Genomic DNA, 15,728 nt, shown 5'->3' with positions numbered 1-15,728 from the left:
CCCCACGATGAAGGAGGGCCGATGATCCCAGGTTGCGGCTCGTGCAACTGTTCCGACGTCTTCGCCACCGCCAAGCCGCCGTGGTGGCAGACGTCCAGCGAAGCACCCTGAATCACCCGCACCTGCCGCCCGTCCCCCGATCGTCGCGGGGACGGGCGGTTCGCGTGCGGGACGGTCAGGCGCGGCGGCGGGCCCGGTAGGCGGCGACGTGCATGCGGTTGCCGCAGGTGCGGCTGTCGCAGTAGACCCGCGAGCGGTTGCGGGACTCGTCGACGAACACGCGGTCGCAGTCGGGGGCCGAGCAGGTGCGCAGGCGCTCCATCTCGCCCTCCACCAGCAGGTGCGCCAGCGCCACGCCGCAGTCGGCGGCCACGTGCTCGGCCAGGGAGGCGTCGGTGGCGAAGTAGTGCACGTGCAAGGGGTGGCCGTCGTGCTCGGTCAGCCTGGGCGTGATGCGCGTCTCGGCGAGCAACGCGTTGAGCGTGCGCACGGCGCTCGCCACGTCGGAGGCCGTGAACACCCGGTGGAACGCCTCGCGCACCATGCGCACCTGGCCGAGGTCGCGGGCCGTCAGCGCGCCGATGCCGCTGATCTGCCGGGACTCCACGAAGGCTTGCAACTCGGCCAGGCTGGCCAGACCGTCGTCGCCGCCGGTGGACGGCGAGGTGTTGACCAGGTCGACAACGGTCGCCAAAGAATGCACCATGTCATGGCCAAACGGCATGTTGACTCCTGTCGGGGCCGGTTCTAGCGTGGTCGCAGCGTATCTCTCCCATGGGACTCCGGGGGTTTCCGTGAGTGCATATCGGCGTATCGTCCTGATCGCGATCGCCGGAGCACTGATCATCTCCACCTCCGCGCCCCTGGTGCGGCTGTCCGGGGCGTCGCCCGCGACGTCGGCGTTGTTCCGCTGCGCGTACGCGGCGCCGCCCATGCTGCTGCTCGCCTGGCTCGAACGGCGGAAGCTGGGGCCCCTGCCCTGGGGGAACGCCCTGCCGGCCTGGGCGGCGGGCGTGCTGTTCTCCCTCGACCTGCTGTTCTGGCACCAGTCGATCAAGCTGGTCGGCGCGGGCCTGGCGACCGTGCTGGGCAACCTGCAGGTGTTCATCGTGGCCTTCGCCGCCTGGGGCCTGTTCCGCGAGCGCCCGTCCAACCGGCTCATGGCGAGCACGCCGATCGTCTTCGGCGGGGTCGTGCTGATCTCCGGGGTGTTCGACGGCGCGGCGTACGGGCTCGACCCCGTCATGGGCGCCGTCACCGGGCTGGCGACCTCCGTCGTGTACGCGGCCTACCTGCTGCTCATGAAGGCCGGGCCGGGCCGGACGGCCGGGCCCCTGGCGCACGCGACCGTCGTGGCCACCGTGCTGATCGCCGTGCTCAGCCCGCTGTTCGGCGGCGCCGACCTGGCGCCGGAATGGCCGGCGCACGGGTGGCTGCTGCTGCTCGCGCTGGGGCCGCAGGTGGCCGGATGGCTGCTGATCACGTACTCGCTGCCCAGGCAGCCCGCGGCGCTCACGGCGCTGCTGCTGCTCGTGCAGCCGATGACCACGGTCGCCATCTCCACGCTCACGCTGGGGGAGCGGCCCTCCGCGCTGCAGCTCGCCGGGTGCGCCGCCGTCGTGCTCGGCGTGCTGTACGGCTCCCGCGGCCCTCAGCCCACGCGGGCCGGCGCCGAGCAGGACGAGCAGGTGCCGAAGACCTCGACCGTGTGAGTGATCTCGGTGAAGCCGTGGTCGCTGCCGACGGCCTCCGCCCAGCGCTCGACGGCCGGCCCGGCCACCTCGACCGTGTGCCCGCAACGGCGGCAGACCAGGTGGTGGTGATGGTCGTCGCTGGCGCACGCCCGGTAGACCGACTCGCCCTCGTCGGTGCGCAGCACGTCGACCTGGCCGCAGTCGGCCAGCGCCTGCAGCGCCCGGTAGACGGTGGTCAACCCGATCTTGGCGCCGTGCAGGCGCATCTCTGCATAGACGTCCTGGGCGCTGCGGAACCCCTCGCTGCGGCGAAGGGTGTCGTGCACGGCATCGCGCCTCGTCGTCATGCGACCTCCTCGACACGGACATGTGGTCGCCGGCTCACTGGGGACTCCTGGATACGGCCTCGCCGTACGAATTTACCGACAGCCAGGGCCAGGACGAAGCCGGCGAGGGCGAGAAGCACGATCGCCGCGCCCGGAGGCACCCGCGACGACATCGTCGAGGCCAGCAGACCGCCCACCGAGGCCAGCACGCCGAACAGCATCGCCAGCCCCATCGTGGCCCGGAAGCCCCTGGTGAGCTGCTGGCTCGTGGCCACCGGGATCACCATCAGGGCGCTGACCAGGAGCAGGCCGACCACGCGCATGGCGATGACCACGGTGAGCGCGGCGGTGACCGCGATCAGCAGGCTGAGGAAGCGCACCGGCAGGCCGCTGGCCTTGGCCATCTCCTCGTCCTGGCAGAGCACGAACAGCTCCCTGCCGAAGACGACGACCACGCCGATGACCGCCACGGCCAGCGCGCCGATGATCCAGATGTCCTCCCGCGTGACGCTGGCGATGGCGCCGAACAGGTAGGAGTTCAGCTTGGCGTTGCTGCCGCCGGGGGCGATGCCCATGAGCATGACGCCGCCCGCGATGCCGCCGTAGAACAGCAGGGCGAGCGCGACGTCGCCGCTGGTCCGGCCCCGGGCCCTGACCAGCTCGATCGCCACCGCGCCCAGCACCGAGACGACCACGGCCGTCAGCACCGGCGCCGTGCCGGTCAGGAAGCCCAGCGCCACGCCGGTCAGCGCGACGTGCCCGATGCCGTCGCCGAGCAGCGACAGCCTGCGCTGCACGATGAACGTGCCCACCGCGGGCGCGCACAGCCCCACCAGCAGCGCGGCGATCAGCGCGAGCTGGAAGAGGTTCTCCTGCAGAAGGTCGATCATCGCGGTTCTCCCTGCCAGCCGGTCAGCGGGCCGGCTGGCGGCTCCTCAGCGTGCGGATGCTGGTGCTCGTGTCCCGGCCTGGCGCACTCGCCCTCGGGCCGCGGCGGCTCGCCGTCGTGCGCGACGCGGCCCTCGCGGACCACGACGCCGCGGGTGATCAGCGGCTCCAGCGGGCCCAGCTCGTGGGCGACCAGGACGATCGTCTTGCCGTCGCGGACCAGGCCGCCCAGCGTGTCGGCCAGGAGCTGCTGGGTCTCGGCGTCGACGCCCGCCGTGGGCTCGTCCATCACGTACGTGTCGGGCTCCCCGGCCAGGGCGCGGGCGATGAGCACGCGCTGCTGCTGGCCGCCCGAGAGCGACTGCACGGGGTCGCCGGCCCGGCCGGTCAGGTCGACCGCGTCGAGGGCGTGCGCGACCGCCGCCCGGTCGGCCGCGCTGGTCCTGCGCAGCCGGCTCTGCCTGGCGACGCGGCCCGAGGCCACGACCTCGCGGACGGTGGCGGGCACGCCGCCGCCGACCTGGAGGCGCTGGGGCACGTAGCCGATGCGCCACCAGTCGCGGAACCGGGCGGGCGGGGAGCCGTACAGGAGGGTCTGGCCGCCGGACAGCGGGGTGAGGCCGAGCAGCGCGCGGACCAGGGTGGACTTGCCCGAGCCGTTGGCCCCCAGGAGGGCCACCACCTCGCCGGGGCAGACGGTCAGGTCGACGCCGCGCAGGATCTGCCGGCCGTCGAAGCTGACCCGGCCGCCGGTCATCGCGAAGGCCGTCTCGCTCATGCCGCACACCCCAGAGCCGTCCGGAGGGTCTTGAGGTTGTCGCGCATGGCCGTCAGGTAGTCGCCGGCGGGCTTGCTCTCCAGCGGGTCGAGCACGGCCGTCTTCGCGCCGACCTCGCCGGCCAGCACCTCGGCCACCTTCGGGCTCACCAGGGACTCGGTGAAGATCGTGGTGGCGCCCTCGGCCCTGGCCAGCGCGGCCACCTCCGACAGGCGCTTGGGCGACGGCTCGGTCTCGGGGTCGAGCGTGATGCCGACCTGCTTGAGCTTGTAGCGGTCGGCCAGGTAGCCGAACGCCTCGTGCGCGGTGACCAGCGTCTTGCCGGCGCAGCCGGCCAGGCCCTTGGCGAACTCCTGGTCGAGGCCGCCCAGCACGCCCGCCGCCGTGGCGGCGCGGTCCTTGTACGCCTGCGCGTGGGCGGGGTCGGCGGCGGCCAGCCGCTCGCCCAGCTTTCCGGCGACCGTGGCCAGCCGGGACGGGTCGAGCCAGATGTGCGGATCGTAGGAGACGCCGTGCTCCTCCGCGTGGCCCTCCTCATCGGCGTGCCCGCCCGCCGGGATCGTCGTGACGACGGCGGCGGCGTCGAAGGCGGTGTCGGCGGAGACGGCGTCGTCGACGGCCGGCTGCACGCCCTTGACGTAGACGGTGAGGGCGGCGTCCTGGAGCTTGGTCATCTGCTGGATGCCCAGCTCCAGGTCGTGCGGCTCGACGCCGGGCGCGGTCAGGACGGTCACGTCGGCGTCGGGCCCGGCCACCTGCTCCGTGAGCCACTGGAGCGGGTAGAAGGCGGCGATCACCGCGGGCCTGCCGCCCGCGGCGGTCTCGGTGCTCTCCGCGGCCCCGGCGCCACAGGCGGACGTGGCCAGCAGGGCTGCTCCGGCGAGGAAGGTTACGGCGCGCATTGGGGGCGTACGGGACATCACGCCCTCAAGTATGGAGAAAATGAAAATGATTGTCAAAATCTCCGGCGGGCCGGACTAGAACGGCGGGCCGGACTAGAACGCCCCAAACCGGTCAGCCGCCAGGAGCGCCAGGAAGACCAGCATCACGACCCGCAGCAGCCGCCCGCCGATGCCCAGCGACGGCCACGACAGGTACGCCAGCCACCCGACGAACGCCAGCACCACCAACGCGGCCACGCCGCCCAGCCAGTTGGCCAGCGCGAAGGCGGCCAGCAGCAGGATCACCAGCACCGTGGGGGCCGCCCACCTGGGCACCTGCGTGAACAGAAACGTCATCGGGACCGCGCTGCGCCGCTCGACGGCCTTGCGCGCGCCGCCCGCGCCCGGCGTGAAGAACTGCTCGCCCTGGGGCAGCGGGCGCTTGTTTTTGGAGGCCACGTCGAGAGCCTATGGGAGTTCGCCTGACAGCAGGGTGCGCACCTCTAGGCTGGGCTGGTGCTCGCCGTGATCCGATACACCGTGCCAGAGTCCCAGTCCCAGGACTTCCTCAAGCAGGGCCACGCCATCCTCGACACCTTCGCCGCCCAGCCGGGTTTCCACCGTGGGCGGCTGGCCCGTTCGGTCGACGAGCCCAACCTGTGGGCGCTGGTCAGCGAATGGGAGGGCGCCGGGTTCTACCGCAGGGCGCTGTCGGCCTCCAGGATGGTCATGTACCCGTTGATGATCCTCATGGTCAACGAACCCAGCGCGTACGAGGACGTGTACACGCAAGAGGGTGCGTAGCGATACTCGCGCGCGGGACCGGGTGAGCGTCCCCTAAGCTGGGATCTCACCGAATTCACTCGCCGACCTCCAGCCGGAAAGAGACGCAACCAAAATGGCACGACGCACCGACGTCATGGACACCATCGTCAGCCTCGCCAAGCGCCGCGGGCTCGTTTACCCGTCGAGCGAGATCTACGGCGGACTTCGCGCGTCGTGGGACTACGGTCCTCTGGGTGTCGAGCTGAAGAACAACGTCAAGCGGCAGTGGTGGCTGTCGATGGTCCAGTCGCGCGACGACGTGGTGGGCCTCGACTCCTGCGTCATCCTGGCCCCCGAGGTCTGGCGGGCCAGCGGCCACGTCGAGACCTTCACCGACCCGCTGACCGAGTGCCAGTCGTGCCACAAGCGCTTCCGCGCCGACCACCTCGTCGAGGCGTACGAGGAGAAGAACGGCAAGGAGCCCGAGAACGGCCTGGCCGACATCACCTGCCCCAACTGCGGCAACAAGGGCACCTTCACCGAGCCCCGGCAGTTCAGCGGCCTGCTCAAGACCTTCCTCGGCCCGGTGGAGGACGAGTCGGGCCTGGCCTACCTGCGCCCGGAGACCGCCCAGGGCATCTTCATCAACTACCTCAACGTGCAGCAGTCGGCGCGCAAGAAGGTCCCGTTCGGCATCGGCCAGGTCGGCAAGTCCTTCCGCAACGAGATCACCCCGGGCAACTTCATCTTCCGCACCCGCGAGTTCGAGCAGATGGAGATGGAGTTCTTCGTCAAGCCCGGCACCGACGAGGAGTGGCACCAGTACTGGATCGACGAGCGGTTCCGCTGGTACTCCGACCTGGGCATCAACAAGGACAACCTGCGCCTCTACGAGCACCCGCAGGAGAAGCTGTCCCACTACGCCAAGCGCACCGTCGACGTCGAGTACCGCTTCAACTTCCAGGGCTCGGAGTGGGGCGAGCTCGAAGGCATCGCCAACCGCACCGACTTCGACCTCACCGCCCACTCCAAGGCCTCGGGCGTCGACCTGAGCTTCTTCGAGCAGGACACCGGTGAGCGTTACGTCCCCTACGTCATCGAGCCGGCCGCCGGCGTCGACCGGGCCACGCTGACCTTCCTGCTCGACGCCTACACCGAGGACGAGGCGCCCAACGCCAAGGGCGTCCTGGAGAAGCGCACGGTGCTGCGGCTCGACCACCGGCTCGCGCCGGTCAAGGCCGCGGTGCTGCCGCTGTCGCGCAACGCCGACCTGTCGCCGAAGGCCCGCGACCTGGCCGCGCAGCTGCGCAGGCGGTGGAACGTCGAGTTCGACGACGCCGGCGCGATCGGCCGCCGCTACCGCCGCCAGGACGAGATCGGCACCCCGTTCTGCATCACCGTCGACTTCGACACCCTCGAAGACCACGCGGTGACGATCCGCGAGCGCGACAGCATGGCCCAGGAGCGCATCGCCATCGACCAGGTCGACTCCTACCTGCGCCAGCGTCTCAACGACTGACCCCGGCCTCACCTGTCAGCGCCGCCCCGGCTCTCCTGCCGCGGGCGGCGCTCGCATTTTCCAGCCAGACCGCAGGACACGCCGGGTCGGTCAGGACAGGTGGCGCCCGAACCAGGTCAGCACGTAGTCGTAGGCCTGCGAGGCGGCCCGTTCGTCGTAGCGGGGGCCCGTGTCGTTGAAGAAGGCGTGGCCGACGCCGGGGACGGTCACCAGCTCGTGGGTGAGCCCGGCCTTCGTCAGCGCCGCCTCGGCCGCGTCCCTGGTGGCGTTGACGCGGTCGTCGTGCTCGGCGTAGATCGCCAGCACGGACGCCTTGGCCTCGGTCAGGTCCGCGTCGTCGGGCAGCGGGCCGTAGAAGGGCGCCGCGGCGGCCAGCCGGGTCTCCCCGGACGACAGCAGCAGCCACGTCATCCCGCCGCCGAAGCAGAACCCGATCATGCCCAGCCCGGCGCCCTCGGCCCGCTTCTCCAACTCGTCGACGGCCGCCTTCATGTCGGCCACGAGCCGTTCCTGGGGGATCTCGCCCAGCTTGGCGGTGACCTGCGCGGTGTCGGCGAACGCGGCCGTGCCGCCGTCCCGGGAGAGCAGGTCGGGCGCCAGGGCCGAGTAGCCGCCGGCGGCCAGGCGGCCGGCGACCGAGCGGATGTGGTCGGTCAGCCCGCGGTTCTCGTGCATGACCAGCACCGCGCCCTTGGGGACGGCGGCGGGGGCCCAGGCGGCCCGCAGGGTGGTCCCGTCGGGGCCGGGGAACGTGATCTCCTGCGTGGGCAGCGGGGCCGGGCCCGCGGGGGAGGCCGTGCCGGACGGCGAGGCCGCGAGCGGCGGAGGCGTGCTCGCCGGGTCGGTGTCGGGAGTGGCGCCGCAGGCGGCGAGGAGAGCAGTGGCGGCGGGGAGGGTGAGCCCGAGGAGGCCCAGGCGGCGCAGGGCCTCGCGCCGCGAGATCAGGCCCTCTACGTGGTCGAGTGCCACTTCTTCTGCCAAATATCGCTGGAAGGGCGTCATGGTCGAAAGATCTAACCGTGAACACCGAAAAATCGTGTAAAGGCGATAGTTATGTGGTTTTTCGCTGGCGTTTGGTGAGGTGGTGCTGGAACCGGGAACGCCGCTCCGGCCCCATGGCGTGACCCCTCATCCGGAACTATGGTCAAGATCATGCGACTGCTGGTGGTCGAGGACGAGGAAGACCTGGTCGACGCGTTACGGGTGGGTCTGGTCCGGGCGGGCTACGCGGTGGACGTGGCCTACGACGCGCCGTCGGCGCACGAGAAGCTGGAGGTCAACACCTACGACCTGGTGCTGCTCGACCTGAACCTGCCCGGCGGCGACGGCTTCGAGCTCTGCCGTTCGGTACGGGCCGCCGGCCGCGGGGTGCGGATCATCATGGTCACCGCCCGCGACCGCCTCGACGACCGGGTGCGCGGCCTCGACGAGGGCGCCGACGACTACCTGGTCAAGCCGTTCGCCTTCCCCGAGCTGCTGGCCAGGGTGCGGGCGCTGCTGCGCAGGGACACCGGCGGCACCGCCGTCCTCCAGGTGGGCGGGCTGCGCATCGACACCGCCCGCATGGAGGTGTCCCTCGACGGCCGCTCCCTGGCCCTGACCCCCAAGGAGTACGGCGTGCTGCACTACCTGATGACCCGTCCCGGCCACGTGGTCTCCACCGAGGAGCTGCTCGAACACGTCTGGGACGAGCACGCCGACCCGTTCACCAACACCGTCCGGGTCACCGTCGGCAACCTGCGCCGCAAGCTCCAGGAGGACGGCCTCATCGAGACGGTGATCAGCCGCGGCTACCGGCTCAGGGAGCCGGCGTGATCCACACCATCCGCTTCCGGCTCACCGTGCTCTACTCGGGGCTGCTGTTCGTGCTGGCCGCGCTGGTGCTGGGCGGCATCTACGTCGCGGTCTCCAAGACCACCGAGGAACGCCCGTACTCGACCGAGTACGCCAAGGCGTACCGCGGCAACCAGTACGTGGGCAAGCAGGAGGTCGTCTTCATCGAGGAGGTCGAGAACGAGGTCAACATCAGGACGCTGGCCACGCTGCGCGACTACTCGCTGGCCACCCTGGCCGGGCTCTACCTGGCGTCCCTGGGCATCGGGTGGGTGTTGTCGGGACGGGTGCTGCGTCCCGTCCGGTCGATCACCCGGACGACGGAGGAGATCCAGGCGACCGACCTGACGCGGCGGATCAGGCTGGGCGGCTCGCGCGACGAGCTCAAGGACCTGGCCGACACCATCGACACCATGCTCGACCGGCTGGAGGAGGCGTTCAGCGCGCAGCGCCGGCTGATCGACGACGCCTCGCACGAGCTGCGCAGCCCCCTGACGATCATCCGGGCCAACGTGGACGCCGTGCTCGCCTCGCCCGACGCCAGCGAGGCGGAGCGGGCCAGGGCCGTGCAGATCGTGGACCGGGCGACCACCCGCATGACCAGGCTCGTGGAGGACCTGCTGGCCAGCGCCCGGCGGCAGGCGACCGCGTTCGCCGACGCCGACCTCGACCTGAGCAGGGTGGCGCGGGAGGCGTGCGAGGAGTACGCGGCGCCGGCCGCCGCCCGCGGCCTGACGATCACCCGCGGGCTGGACCGGAACCTGGAGATGACCGGCGACCAGGACGCGCTGCGCCGGGCCGTGGCCAACCTGCTGTCCAACGCGGTGCGCCTGACCCCGCCGGGCGGCGGCGTCCGGGTGGAGGCCGGCCGGTCGGGCGGCTGGTTGTGGGTCGCGGTCAGGGACGACGGGCCCGGCCTCGGCGTGGCCGAGCAGGAGCGGGTCTTCGACCGGTTCTGGCGCGGCGAGGCCAGCCGGCGCGACCGGCACACGGGGCTCGGCCTGGCCATCGTCCGCCAGATCGTGGAGTCGCACGGGGGACGGGTGGCGGTGTTCTCCAGGCTCGGGCAGGGGGCCACGTTCGTGTTGTGGCTGCCGCCGCGCGACGGCGCGCCGGGCCCGGCGCCCGAGACCAACCCCATCCCCGCCTGACCGCCCGCCCCCGCCTGGCTGACCGCCCGCCCTTCCCGACCGCCCCCGCCTGACCGCCCGCCCGCCCTTCCCGACCGCCTCGCGGGGCCCGCGTCGTGGGCCCGCGCCGGGGGGTCCGCGCCGGCGCGGGCCTGTGCGTCCTACTCCACCACGCGCCCGACGAGCTGCCCGTCCCGCGCCACCGCCACGCAGTACGCCGTGCGATGGCGCGGCCACTCCTCCTCCAGCGGCGGTAACGCGGTCACCTTGACCTCGCCCCGCCTGCCCGGCGCGATCCGCAGCCGCGGCGCGCAGAAGTCCGTGGCCTGCCGCCTGGCCTGCTCGGCGCCCGGCCACGCCCCCTCCGGCACGACGTAGATCATGCCGAACTCGGCCGCGTGCGGGTTGCCGCACGGCACGAGCGTCGCGATCAGGTCGTCGGGGATGGACACGAGGCAGTCGCCCGGCCGGAGCTGGGTCGCGTGCCGCTGTTCCGCTCCCGGCACCGTCGACCCCCCGGAGGGCTCGGGCGTTCCCGAGCCGCAGGCGGACAGCGCCAGGACCAGGCAGGCGGCCATCAGACCTCGGGGCGTCGTGCGGGGCATGCGAGCAGAGTGTCATGCCTCGATCACGTCCATATCGCGGAACGACCCGAGGTGGGTCACGTTGAGCGATCACGACGTCCGCCGCCGGTCGCGGGGGCCGGAGGTCCAGGTAGATCACCGTGTCCGCGGAGGGCTTGGCCGATCCCGCGACGAAGCCTGCACGACGCTTTGGCTTGCCGCGAGCCGCCATGGGCGTCTCCTGGCGGGGCCGGATCCGATTCCCCACCTCTCGCTCCTCTTTCTCAAGAATTGGTGTAAACCAATTGGTATAAACCAATTTATCGGGCAGCGGTCCTATAATTGGATTAGACCTGTCACGGGCGGTTGACCTGCAAAAACGATGACTTAACCGAGGAGTGCAGTTTCATCATCAATTTCGCCGGTAGAGTCCCGGGCAGAAGCGTTGGATTGGAGCTGTGGTGGCCAAGTACGTTTACGACTTCACCGAGGGCAACAGGAATCTCAAGGATCTTCTCGGTGGAAAGGGCGCGAATCTCGCCGAGATGACGAATCTCGGGCTGCCCGTACCCCCCGGATTCACGATCACCACTGAAGCCTGCCGTCACTACCTGACGGAAGGCGCTCTTCCCGACGGCCTGGAGCGCGAGGTCGCCGAGCACCTGGACGCCCTGGAGGCCCAGATGGGCCGCCGGCTCGGTCAGGCCGACGATCCGCTGCTGGTCAGCGTACGGTCGGGCGCGAAGTTCTCCATGCCGGGCATGATGGAGACGGTCCTCAACATCGGGCTCAACGACGAGTCGGTGCACGGCCTGGCCAAGCAGGCGGGCGGCAACGACCGCTTCGCCTGGGACTCCTACCGCCGGTTGATCCAGATGTTCGGCAAGACCGTGCTGGGCCTCGACGGCGACCTGTTCGAGCACGCGCTCGACGAGCTGAAGGGCCGCCGCCAGGACACCGACCTCGACGCGGGCGAGCTGCAGGGTCTGGTCGAGACCTACAAGGGCATCGTCCGGGAGCAGACCGGCAAGGACTTCCCCGCCGACCCTCGCGAGCAGATGCGGCTGGCCGTCATGGCGGTCTTCGACTCGTGGAACGCCCCGCGCGCCATCCTCTACCGCCGCCAGGAGCGCATCCCGGCCGACCTCGGCACCGCCGTCAACATCGTGGCCATGGTCTTCGGCAACGTCGGCAACGACTCCGGCACCGGCGTCGCCTTCACCCGCGACCCCGGCTCCGGCCAGCAGGGCATCTACGGCGACTACCTGCAGAACGCCCAGGGCGAGGACGTCGTCGCCGGCATCCGCAACACCATCCCCCTCCAGGAACTCGAACGCCTCGACAAGCGCTCCTACGACGAGCTGCTGCAGATCATGGAGACGCTGGAGAACCACTACAAGGACCTGTGCGACATCGAGTTCACGATCGAGCGCGGCAAGTTGTGGATGCTCCAGACGCGGGTCGGCAAGCGCACCGCCGCGGCCGCCTTCTGCATCGCCACCCAGCTCGTCGACCAGGGCCTGATCACCCTCGACGAGGCCGTCACCCGCGTCAACGGCGACCAGCTCGCCCAGCTCATGTTCCCCCGCTTCGACGGCGGCGCCGAGAAGAAGAAGATCGCCAAGGGTATGAACGCCTCGCCGGGCGCCGCCGTGGGCAAGGTCGTCTTCTCCTCCGAGCGCGCCGTCGAGCTGGCCGGGCAGGGCGAGGACGTCATCCTCGTCCGCCGCGAGACCAACCCCGACGACCTGGCCGGCATGATCGCCGCCAAGGGCATCCTGACCAGCCGCGGCGGCAAGACCTCGCACGCCGCCGTGGTCGCCCGCGGCATGGGCAAGACGTGCGTGTGCGGCGCCGAGGAGCTGGAGGTCTCCACCGGCGAGCGCAGGTTCACCGCCCCCGGCGGCGAGGTCGTCGCCGAAGGGGACGTGATCTCCATCGACGGCACCACCGGCGAGGTCTACCTCGGCGAGGTCCCGGTCGTGGACTCGGCCGTCGTCGAGTACTTCGAGGGCGCGCAGCCGGACGACGACCTGGTCAGGGCCGTGGACCGGATCATGGGCCACGCCGACTCCGTGCGCCGGCTCCGCGTCCGCGCCAACGCCGACACCCCCGAGGACGCCGCGCGGGCCCGCCGCTTCGGCGCCCAGGGCATCGGCCTGTGCCGCACCGAGCACATGTTCCTCGGCGAGCGCCGCCAGCTCGTCGAGGACCTCGTCCTGGCCGACGGCGACCAGGAGCGGCAGGCCGCGCTCGACGCCCTCGAACCCCTGCAGAAGGCCGACTTCATCGGCATCTTCAAGGCCATGGGCGGCGACCCGGTCACCATCCGGCTCATCGACCCGCCCCTGCACGAGTTCCTGCCGGACCTGGTGGACCTGTCGGTCAAGGTCGCCACCTCGCCCGACGTGACCGACAAGGACCGCAGGCTGCTGTCCGCCGTCAAGAGGCTGCACGAGCAGAACCCGATGCTGGGCCTGCGCGGCGTGCGGCTCGGCCTGGTGATCCCCGGGCTGTTCGCCATGCAGGTGCGGGCGATCGCCCAGGCCGCGGCCGAGGTCCCGGGCGCGCGTCCGGAGATCATGATCCCGCTGGTGGCGTCGGTCCAGGAGCTGGAGTCCGTACGCGAGGAGGCGACCAGGATCCTCGCGGAGACCGGCGTCGAGGCGCTGATCGGCACCATGATCGAGGTGCCGAGGGCGGCGCTGACGGCGGGCCAGATCGCCGAGGCCGCCGAGTTCTTCTCCTTCGGCACGAACGACCTGACCCAGATGACCTGGGGCTTCAGCCGCGACGACGTCGAGGCCGCCTTCTTCTCGCGCTACCTGGAGCTCGGCATCTTCGGCGTCAGCCCGTTCGAGACCCTGGACCGCGACGGCGTCGGACGGCTGGTCAGGATCGCCGTCGAGGAGGGCCGCGCGGCCCGCCCCGACCTGCACGTCGGCATCTGCGGCGAGCACGGCGGCGACCCCGACTCGGTGCACTTCTGCCACGAGGTCGGCCTCGACTACGTCTCCTGCTCCCCGTTCCGCATCCCGGTGGCCCGGCTGGAGGCCGGCCGCGCGGCGCTGACCGACACCGACTCCGACACCCGCTGACGAGCGCGGCGGCCGGGGCCCCTGCCCCGGCCGCGCCTACCCGCGGCGCCGGTTGGCCAGCGCCACGGCGGTGAACACCACGATCCCGATCAGGAGGAAGAAGAGCACGAAACCGATGATGATCTCCGGGACGCCTAAGTTCACGGGGGTTCCCTCCCTGCCGGCGCCCCCTGGAGGAGCGCTCCTTGCGACGGATCGTAGGAGCGCCCGGTTGAAGATCTGTTGATTTCCTGTCCATGAACCCCGGAGATCGCGCGAAAAGCGGCTTTTGGGATACTTTCCGCCATGAAAGATCTCCTGGAATGGGAGCTGCGGCCCGCCGGGCCGGACGAGGTGGAGGCCATCGCGGAGCTGCGGGCCACGGTGATGCGCCCCGACCTGGAACGGCTGGGCCGCTTCGACGAGCACCGGGTACGACAGCGCTTCCGCGACTCCTTCGCTCCCGGGCACACCTCCGTCATCCTGGCCGGCGGCGCCTTCGCCGGCTGCGTCACCCTGCGCCCCGCCGAGGACGGGCACTGGCTGGAGCACTTCTACCTCGCCCCCGCCGTCCAGGGACGCGGGCTCGGCTCGGCCGTCCTGCGGGCGCTGCTGGACCGCGCCGACGCCGAGCGCGCGACCGTGCGCCTGGTCGTCCTGCGGGGCAGCGCCGCCCAGCGGCTCTACGCGCGGCACGGCTTCACCGTCGAGGGCGAGGACCAGGTCGACGTCCTCATGGTCCGCCGGCCGGACGCCGGGCAGCCCGCGACCCGCTAGCGGGGCAGGGCCTCCTCGGCCGGCACGTAGTCGTGCCGCATCCCGTGGTCGCCCAGCCACTGCCGCAGCCCGGCCACGGCCTCCGGATCACCCGCCACCCTGGCCGCGTACTCGGCCAGGGCCACCTCCTCGCCGTCCTCGAACAGCAGCCGGGCGGGGCCCGACCAGGACAGCGTCCACCTGGCCTCGCCGAGCTGGATCAGCACCGCCTCCAGCGCCTGTCCCAGCACCCCGGCGAGCAGCGTCTCCGACGGCTTCCAGCCCAGCTCGCGCAGCCGCTCGGCCAGCTCCGCCTGGCGGCCCCTGGCGATCGCCTCGAAGGCCGCGTCGAGGTAGGGCCGCGTCGCCCCCATCACCCGCTGTCCCGCCACCGCCAGGTCGTGCAGGGCCTCGGCGTTGCGCGCGGCGTACATGCCCTGGGCCACCAGCTCGTCCCACGGCACCGGGCGCAGCCCGGCCAGCGCCTCCGGCGTCCACATCGACCGCTCGACCGCCTCGGCCGCGACGTCGGGGTCGCGCAGCAGCGTCAGCGCCGGACGCGGGTCGGGGACGTGCTCGGGCTCGGGCAGCACCGCGATGGCGGCCAGCCGGTCGGCCAGGCTGGGATGGGAGTCGTACGGCGAGACCTCCTCGGGCCGCTCGCCCAGCCGGGCGATCTCGGCCCGCCGGCCGGGGTCGTTCATCAGCGCGTGGAAGCCGCCGAACACCGAGGCGGGCCGGGTGCCGCCCACGCCGGTCAGCGACAGGTAGTCGCCGGCGTACAGGTCCCACCCCAGGGAGGTGTCGTGGATCTTGCGGAGCGCGCCCGACATGGCCTGGCGCCCGCCGATCGCCACCGCGAACTCGTCGGCCTCCAGCTCCTGGCGGCGCGACACGGCCTGCGACACCCGCAGGTAGAGCTTGGCGTACCCGGCGAAGAGCCGTTGAATGATCGGATGGTTGCCCAGCCCCTGCACGGTCGCGATCAGCGAGACCCGCCCCCGGTAGACGGGCGCGCCGAGCCGCGTGTGCGCCCCGCTGTAGTGGCCCAGCTCGTGCCCCAGCACGGCGCGCAGCTCGTCGACAGTGAGCGTCTGGAGCAGCGGCAGCCCGATGAACATGCGCCGCCGCGTCGCGCGCAGCCCCAGGAACCGGGTGTCCTCCGAGACCGCCGCGTTCACCTCGGGGACGAGCCGGATCTCGTCGGGCGGCGCGGTGCGCACCCGCCGGGCCAGGTCCTCCACCGCCTGCCAGAGCGCGGGCTCGTGCTCGCGCCCCACCGGCACGCCCGGCAGCTCGCCCCCCTGGTTCCTGCCCACCATGAACAGCGCCCGCACCAGCGCGCCCGCCGCCAGCGTGAGCACGATCGCGACCTTCAGCGCCGCGGCGTGGAAGTCCACCAGCAGCAGGACGTCGAAGAACACGGCGGCCACCAGGATGACGCCGACCAGCACGTAGAAGCCGGCGAGCAGACTGAAGGCCAGCACCGCTCGGAACGCTGTCGTCATGGGGGAGGGC

General features: G+C 71.6%; 16 protein-coding genes. 7 read left to right on the top strand and 9 right to left on the bottom strand.

Going from position 1 to position 15,728, the window contains the following annotated elements:
- Positions 1-175: 175 nt before the first annotated feature.
- Positions 176-703, bottom strand: coding sequence for a CGNR zinc finger domain-containing protein (locus tag ACWEJ6_RS08320; protein ID WP_352323427.1), 528 nt, complete (start codon positions 701-703; stop codon positions 176-178).
- 91 nt (positions 704-794) lie between these two features.
- Between ACWEJ6_RS08320 and ACWEJ6_RS08315 the strand changes: the two genes are divergently transcribed.
- Positions 795-1,712 carry a DMT family transporter gene (locus ACWEJ6_RS08315; RefSeq protein ID WP_452422363.1) on the top strand — a complete coding sequence of 306 codons (918 nt, stop codon included), beginning with the start codon at positions 795-797 and terminating at the stop codon, positions 1,710-1,712.
- Here the strand turns inward: ACWEJ6_RS08315 and ACWEJ6_RS08310 are convergent.
- The 5 genes from ACWEJ6_RS08310 to ACWEJ6_RS08290 all read right to left on the bottom strand — a co-directional run bounded on the left by ACWEJ6_RS08310 (position 1,652) and on the right by ACWEJ6_RS08290 (position 5,026).
- Positions 1,652-2,041, bottom strand: a complete 390-nt coding sequence (locus ACWEJ6_RS08310; protein WP_352323403.1) for a Fur family transcriptional regulator — start codon at positions 2,039-2,041, stop codon at positions 1,652-1,654. The genes ACWEJ6_RS08315 and ACWEJ6_RS08310 overlap by 61 nt on opposite strands.
- Positions 2,038-2,910 carry a metal ABC transporter permease gene (locus ACWEJ6_RS08305; protein WP_352323402.1) on the bottom strand — a complete coding sequence of 291 codons (873 nt, stop codon included), beginning with the start codon at positions 2,908-2,910 and terminating at the stop codon, positions 2,038-2,040. Before ACWEJ6_RS08305 ends, ACWEJ6_RS08310 begins: the two co-directional genes overlap by 4 nt.
- Entirely contained in the window at positions 2,907-3,686 is a 780-nt protein-coding gene (locus ACWEJ6_RS08300; RefSeq protein ID WP_387672591.1) for a metal ABC transporter ATP-binding protein, read from the bottom strand. Before ACWEJ6_RS08300 ends, ACWEJ6_RS08305 begins: the two co-directional genes overlap by 4 nt.
- A complete protein-coding gene (locus ACWEJ6_RS08295) occupies positions 3,683-4,588 on the bottom strand; it encodes a metal ABC transporter substrate-binding protein (RefSeq protein WP_397160594.1) in 906 nt (301 codons plus the stop codon). The genes ACWEJ6_RS08300 and ACWEJ6_RS08295 overlap by 4 nt, the downstream gene beginning before the upstream one ends.
- A 93-nt stretch (positions 4,589-4,681) precedes the next feature.
- Entirely contained in the window at positions 4,682-5,026 is a 345-nt protein-coding gene (locus ACWEJ6_RS08290) for a DUF6703 family protein (protein WP_387672597.1), read from the bottom strand.
- Positions 5,027-5,083: 57 nt separating this feature from the next.
- On the opposite strand from ACWEJ6_RS08290, the gene ACWEJ6_RS08285 reads away from it, so the two are divergent.
- Positions 5,084-5,371, top strand: coding sequence for an antibiotic biosynthesis monooxygenase family protein (locus tag ACWEJ6_RS08285; protein WP_352352524.1), 288 nt, complete (start codon positions 5,084-5,086; stop codon positions 5,369-5,371).
- A gap of 94 nt (positions 5,372-5,465) precedes the next feature.
- Positions 5,466-6,851, top strand: coding sequence for a glycine--tRNA ligase (locus tag ACWEJ6_RS08280; RefSeq protein WP_387672600.1), 1,386 nt, complete (start codon positions 5,466-5,468; stop codon positions 6,849-6,851).
- Positions 6,852-6,941: 90 nt separating this feature from the next.
- Here ACWEJ6_RS08280 and ACWEJ6_RS08275 read toward each other — a convergent pair whose 3' ends face one another.
- Complete coding sequence (locus ACWEJ6_RS08275; RefSeq protein ID WP_452422359.1) at positions 6,942-7,853, bottom strand: dienelactone hydrolase family protein; 912 nt, start codon at positions 7,851-7,853, stop codon at positions 6,942-6,944.
- A 150-nt stretch (positions 7,854-8,003) separates the two neighbouring features.
- On the opposite strand from ACWEJ6_RS08275, the gene ACWEJ6_RS08270 reads away from it, so the two are divergent.
- The gene (locus tag ACWEJ6_RS08270) at positions 8,004-8,666 is read left to right on the top strand and encodes a response regulator transcription factor (protein ID WP_352323395.1); all 663 of its coding nucleotides are present in this window, start codon (positions 8,004-8,006) and stop codon (positions 8,664-8,666) included.
- Positions 8,663-9,835 carry a HAMP domain-containing sensor histidine kinase gene (locus ACWEJ6_RS08265; protein WP_452422357.1) on the top strand — a complete coding sequence of 391 codons (1,173 nt, stop codon included), beginning with the start codon at positions 8,663-8,665 and terminating at the stop codon, positions 9,833-9,835. The genes ACWEJ6_RS08270 and ACWEJ6_RS08265 overlap by 4 nt, the downstream gene beginning before the upstream one ends.
- Before the next feature lie 140 nt (positions 9,836-9,975).
- On the opposite strand, the gene ACWEJ6_RS08260 is transcribed toward ACWEJ6_RS08265, so the two are convergent.
- Positions 9,976-10,419 (bottom strand): hypothetical protein, encoded by a 444-nt coding sequence (locus tag ACWEJ6_RS08260; RefSeq protein ID WP_452422355.1) that lies wholly within the window; start codon positions 10,417-10,419, stop codon positions 9,976-9,978.
- Between the two features lie 419 nt (positions 10,420-10,838).
- Here ACWEJ6_RS08260 and ppdK point away from each other — a divergent pair, with 419 nt between their 5' ends.
- Together ppdK and ACWEJ6_RS08250 are read left to right on the top strand one after the other, a co-directional pair.
- Entirely contained in the window at positions 10,839-13,475 is a 2,637-nt protein-coding gene (gene ppdK, locus ACWEJ6_RS08255; RefSeq protein WP_452422353.1) for a pyruvate, phosphate dikinase, read from the top strand.
- Between the two features lie 285 nt (positions 13,476-13,760).
- Positions 13,761-14,231: an N-acetyltransferase family protein gene (locus tag ACWEJ6_RS08250; protein ID WP_452422351.1), complete on the top strand. Its 471-nt coding sequence runs from the start codon at positions 13,761-13,763 to the stop codon at positions 14,229-14,231.
- Here ACWEJ6_RS08250 and ACWEJ6_RS08245 read toward each other — a convergent pair.
- A complete protein-coding gene (locus ACWEJ6_RS08245; protein WP_397160580.1) occupies positions 14,228-15,718 on the bottom strand; it encodes a M48 family metalloprotease in 1,491 nt (496 codons plus the stop codon). The genes ACWEJ6_RS08250 and ACWEJ6_RS08245 overlap by 4 nt on opposite strands.
- Between the last annotated feature and the right edge of the window lie 10 nt (positions 15,719-15,728).

This window comes from Nonomuraea sp. NPDC004702 (assembly GCF_053601695.1).
The sequence above is the reverse complement of the archived record's forward strand: the minus strand, read 5'-3'. Positions and strand labels throughout refer to the sequence as shown.

What these genes read in the sequence shown, in the direction of transcription:
- ACWEJ6_RS08260 (WP_452422355.1), bottom strand. Translation starts at nt 10,419, where the DNA reads ATGCCCCGCACGACGCCCCGAGGTCTGATGGCCGCCTGCCTGGTCCTG.
- ACWEJ6_RS08270 (WP_352323395.1), top strand. Translation starts at nt 8,004, where the DNA reads ATGCGACTGCTGGTGGTCGAGGACGAGGAAGACCTGGTCGACGCGTTA.
- ACWEJ6_RS08295 (WP_397160594.1), bottom strand. Translation starts at nt 4,588, where the DNA reads ATGCGCGCCGTAACCTTCCTCGCCGGAGCAGCCCTGCTGGCCACGTCC.
- ACWEJ6_RS08275 (WP_452422359.1), bottom strand. Translation starts at nt 7,853, where the DNA reads ATGACGCCCTTCCAGCGATATTTGGCAGAAGAAGTGGCACTCGACCAC.
- ACWEJ6_RS08245 (WP_397160580.1), bottom strand. Translation starts at nt 15,718, where the DNA reads ATGACGACAGCGTTCCGAGCGGTGCTGGCCTTCAGTCTGCTCGCCGGC.
- ACWEJ6_RS08300 (WP_387672591.1), bottom strand. Translation starts at nt 3,686, where the DNA reads ATGAGCGAGACGGCCTTCGCGATGACCGGCGGCCGGGTCAGCTTCGAC.
- ACWEJ6_RS08280 (WP_387672600.1), top strand. Translation starts at nt 5,466, where the DNA reads ATGGCACGACGCACCGACGTCATGGACACCATCGTCAGCCTCGCCAAG.
- ACWEJ6_RS08310 (WP_352323403.1), bottom strand. Translation starts at nt 2,041, where the DNA reads ATGACGACGAGGCGCGATGCCGTGCACGACACCCTTCGCCGCAGCGAG.
- ACWEJ6_RS08305 (WP_352323402.1), bottom strand. Translation starts at nt 2,910, where the DNA reads ATGATCGACCTTCTGCAGGAGAACCTCTTCCAGCTCGCGCTGATCGCC.
- ACWEJ6_RS08250 (WP_452422351.1), top strand. Translation starts at nt 13,761, where the DNA reads ATGAAAGATCTCCTGGAATGGGAGCTGCGGCCCGCCGGGCCGGACGAG.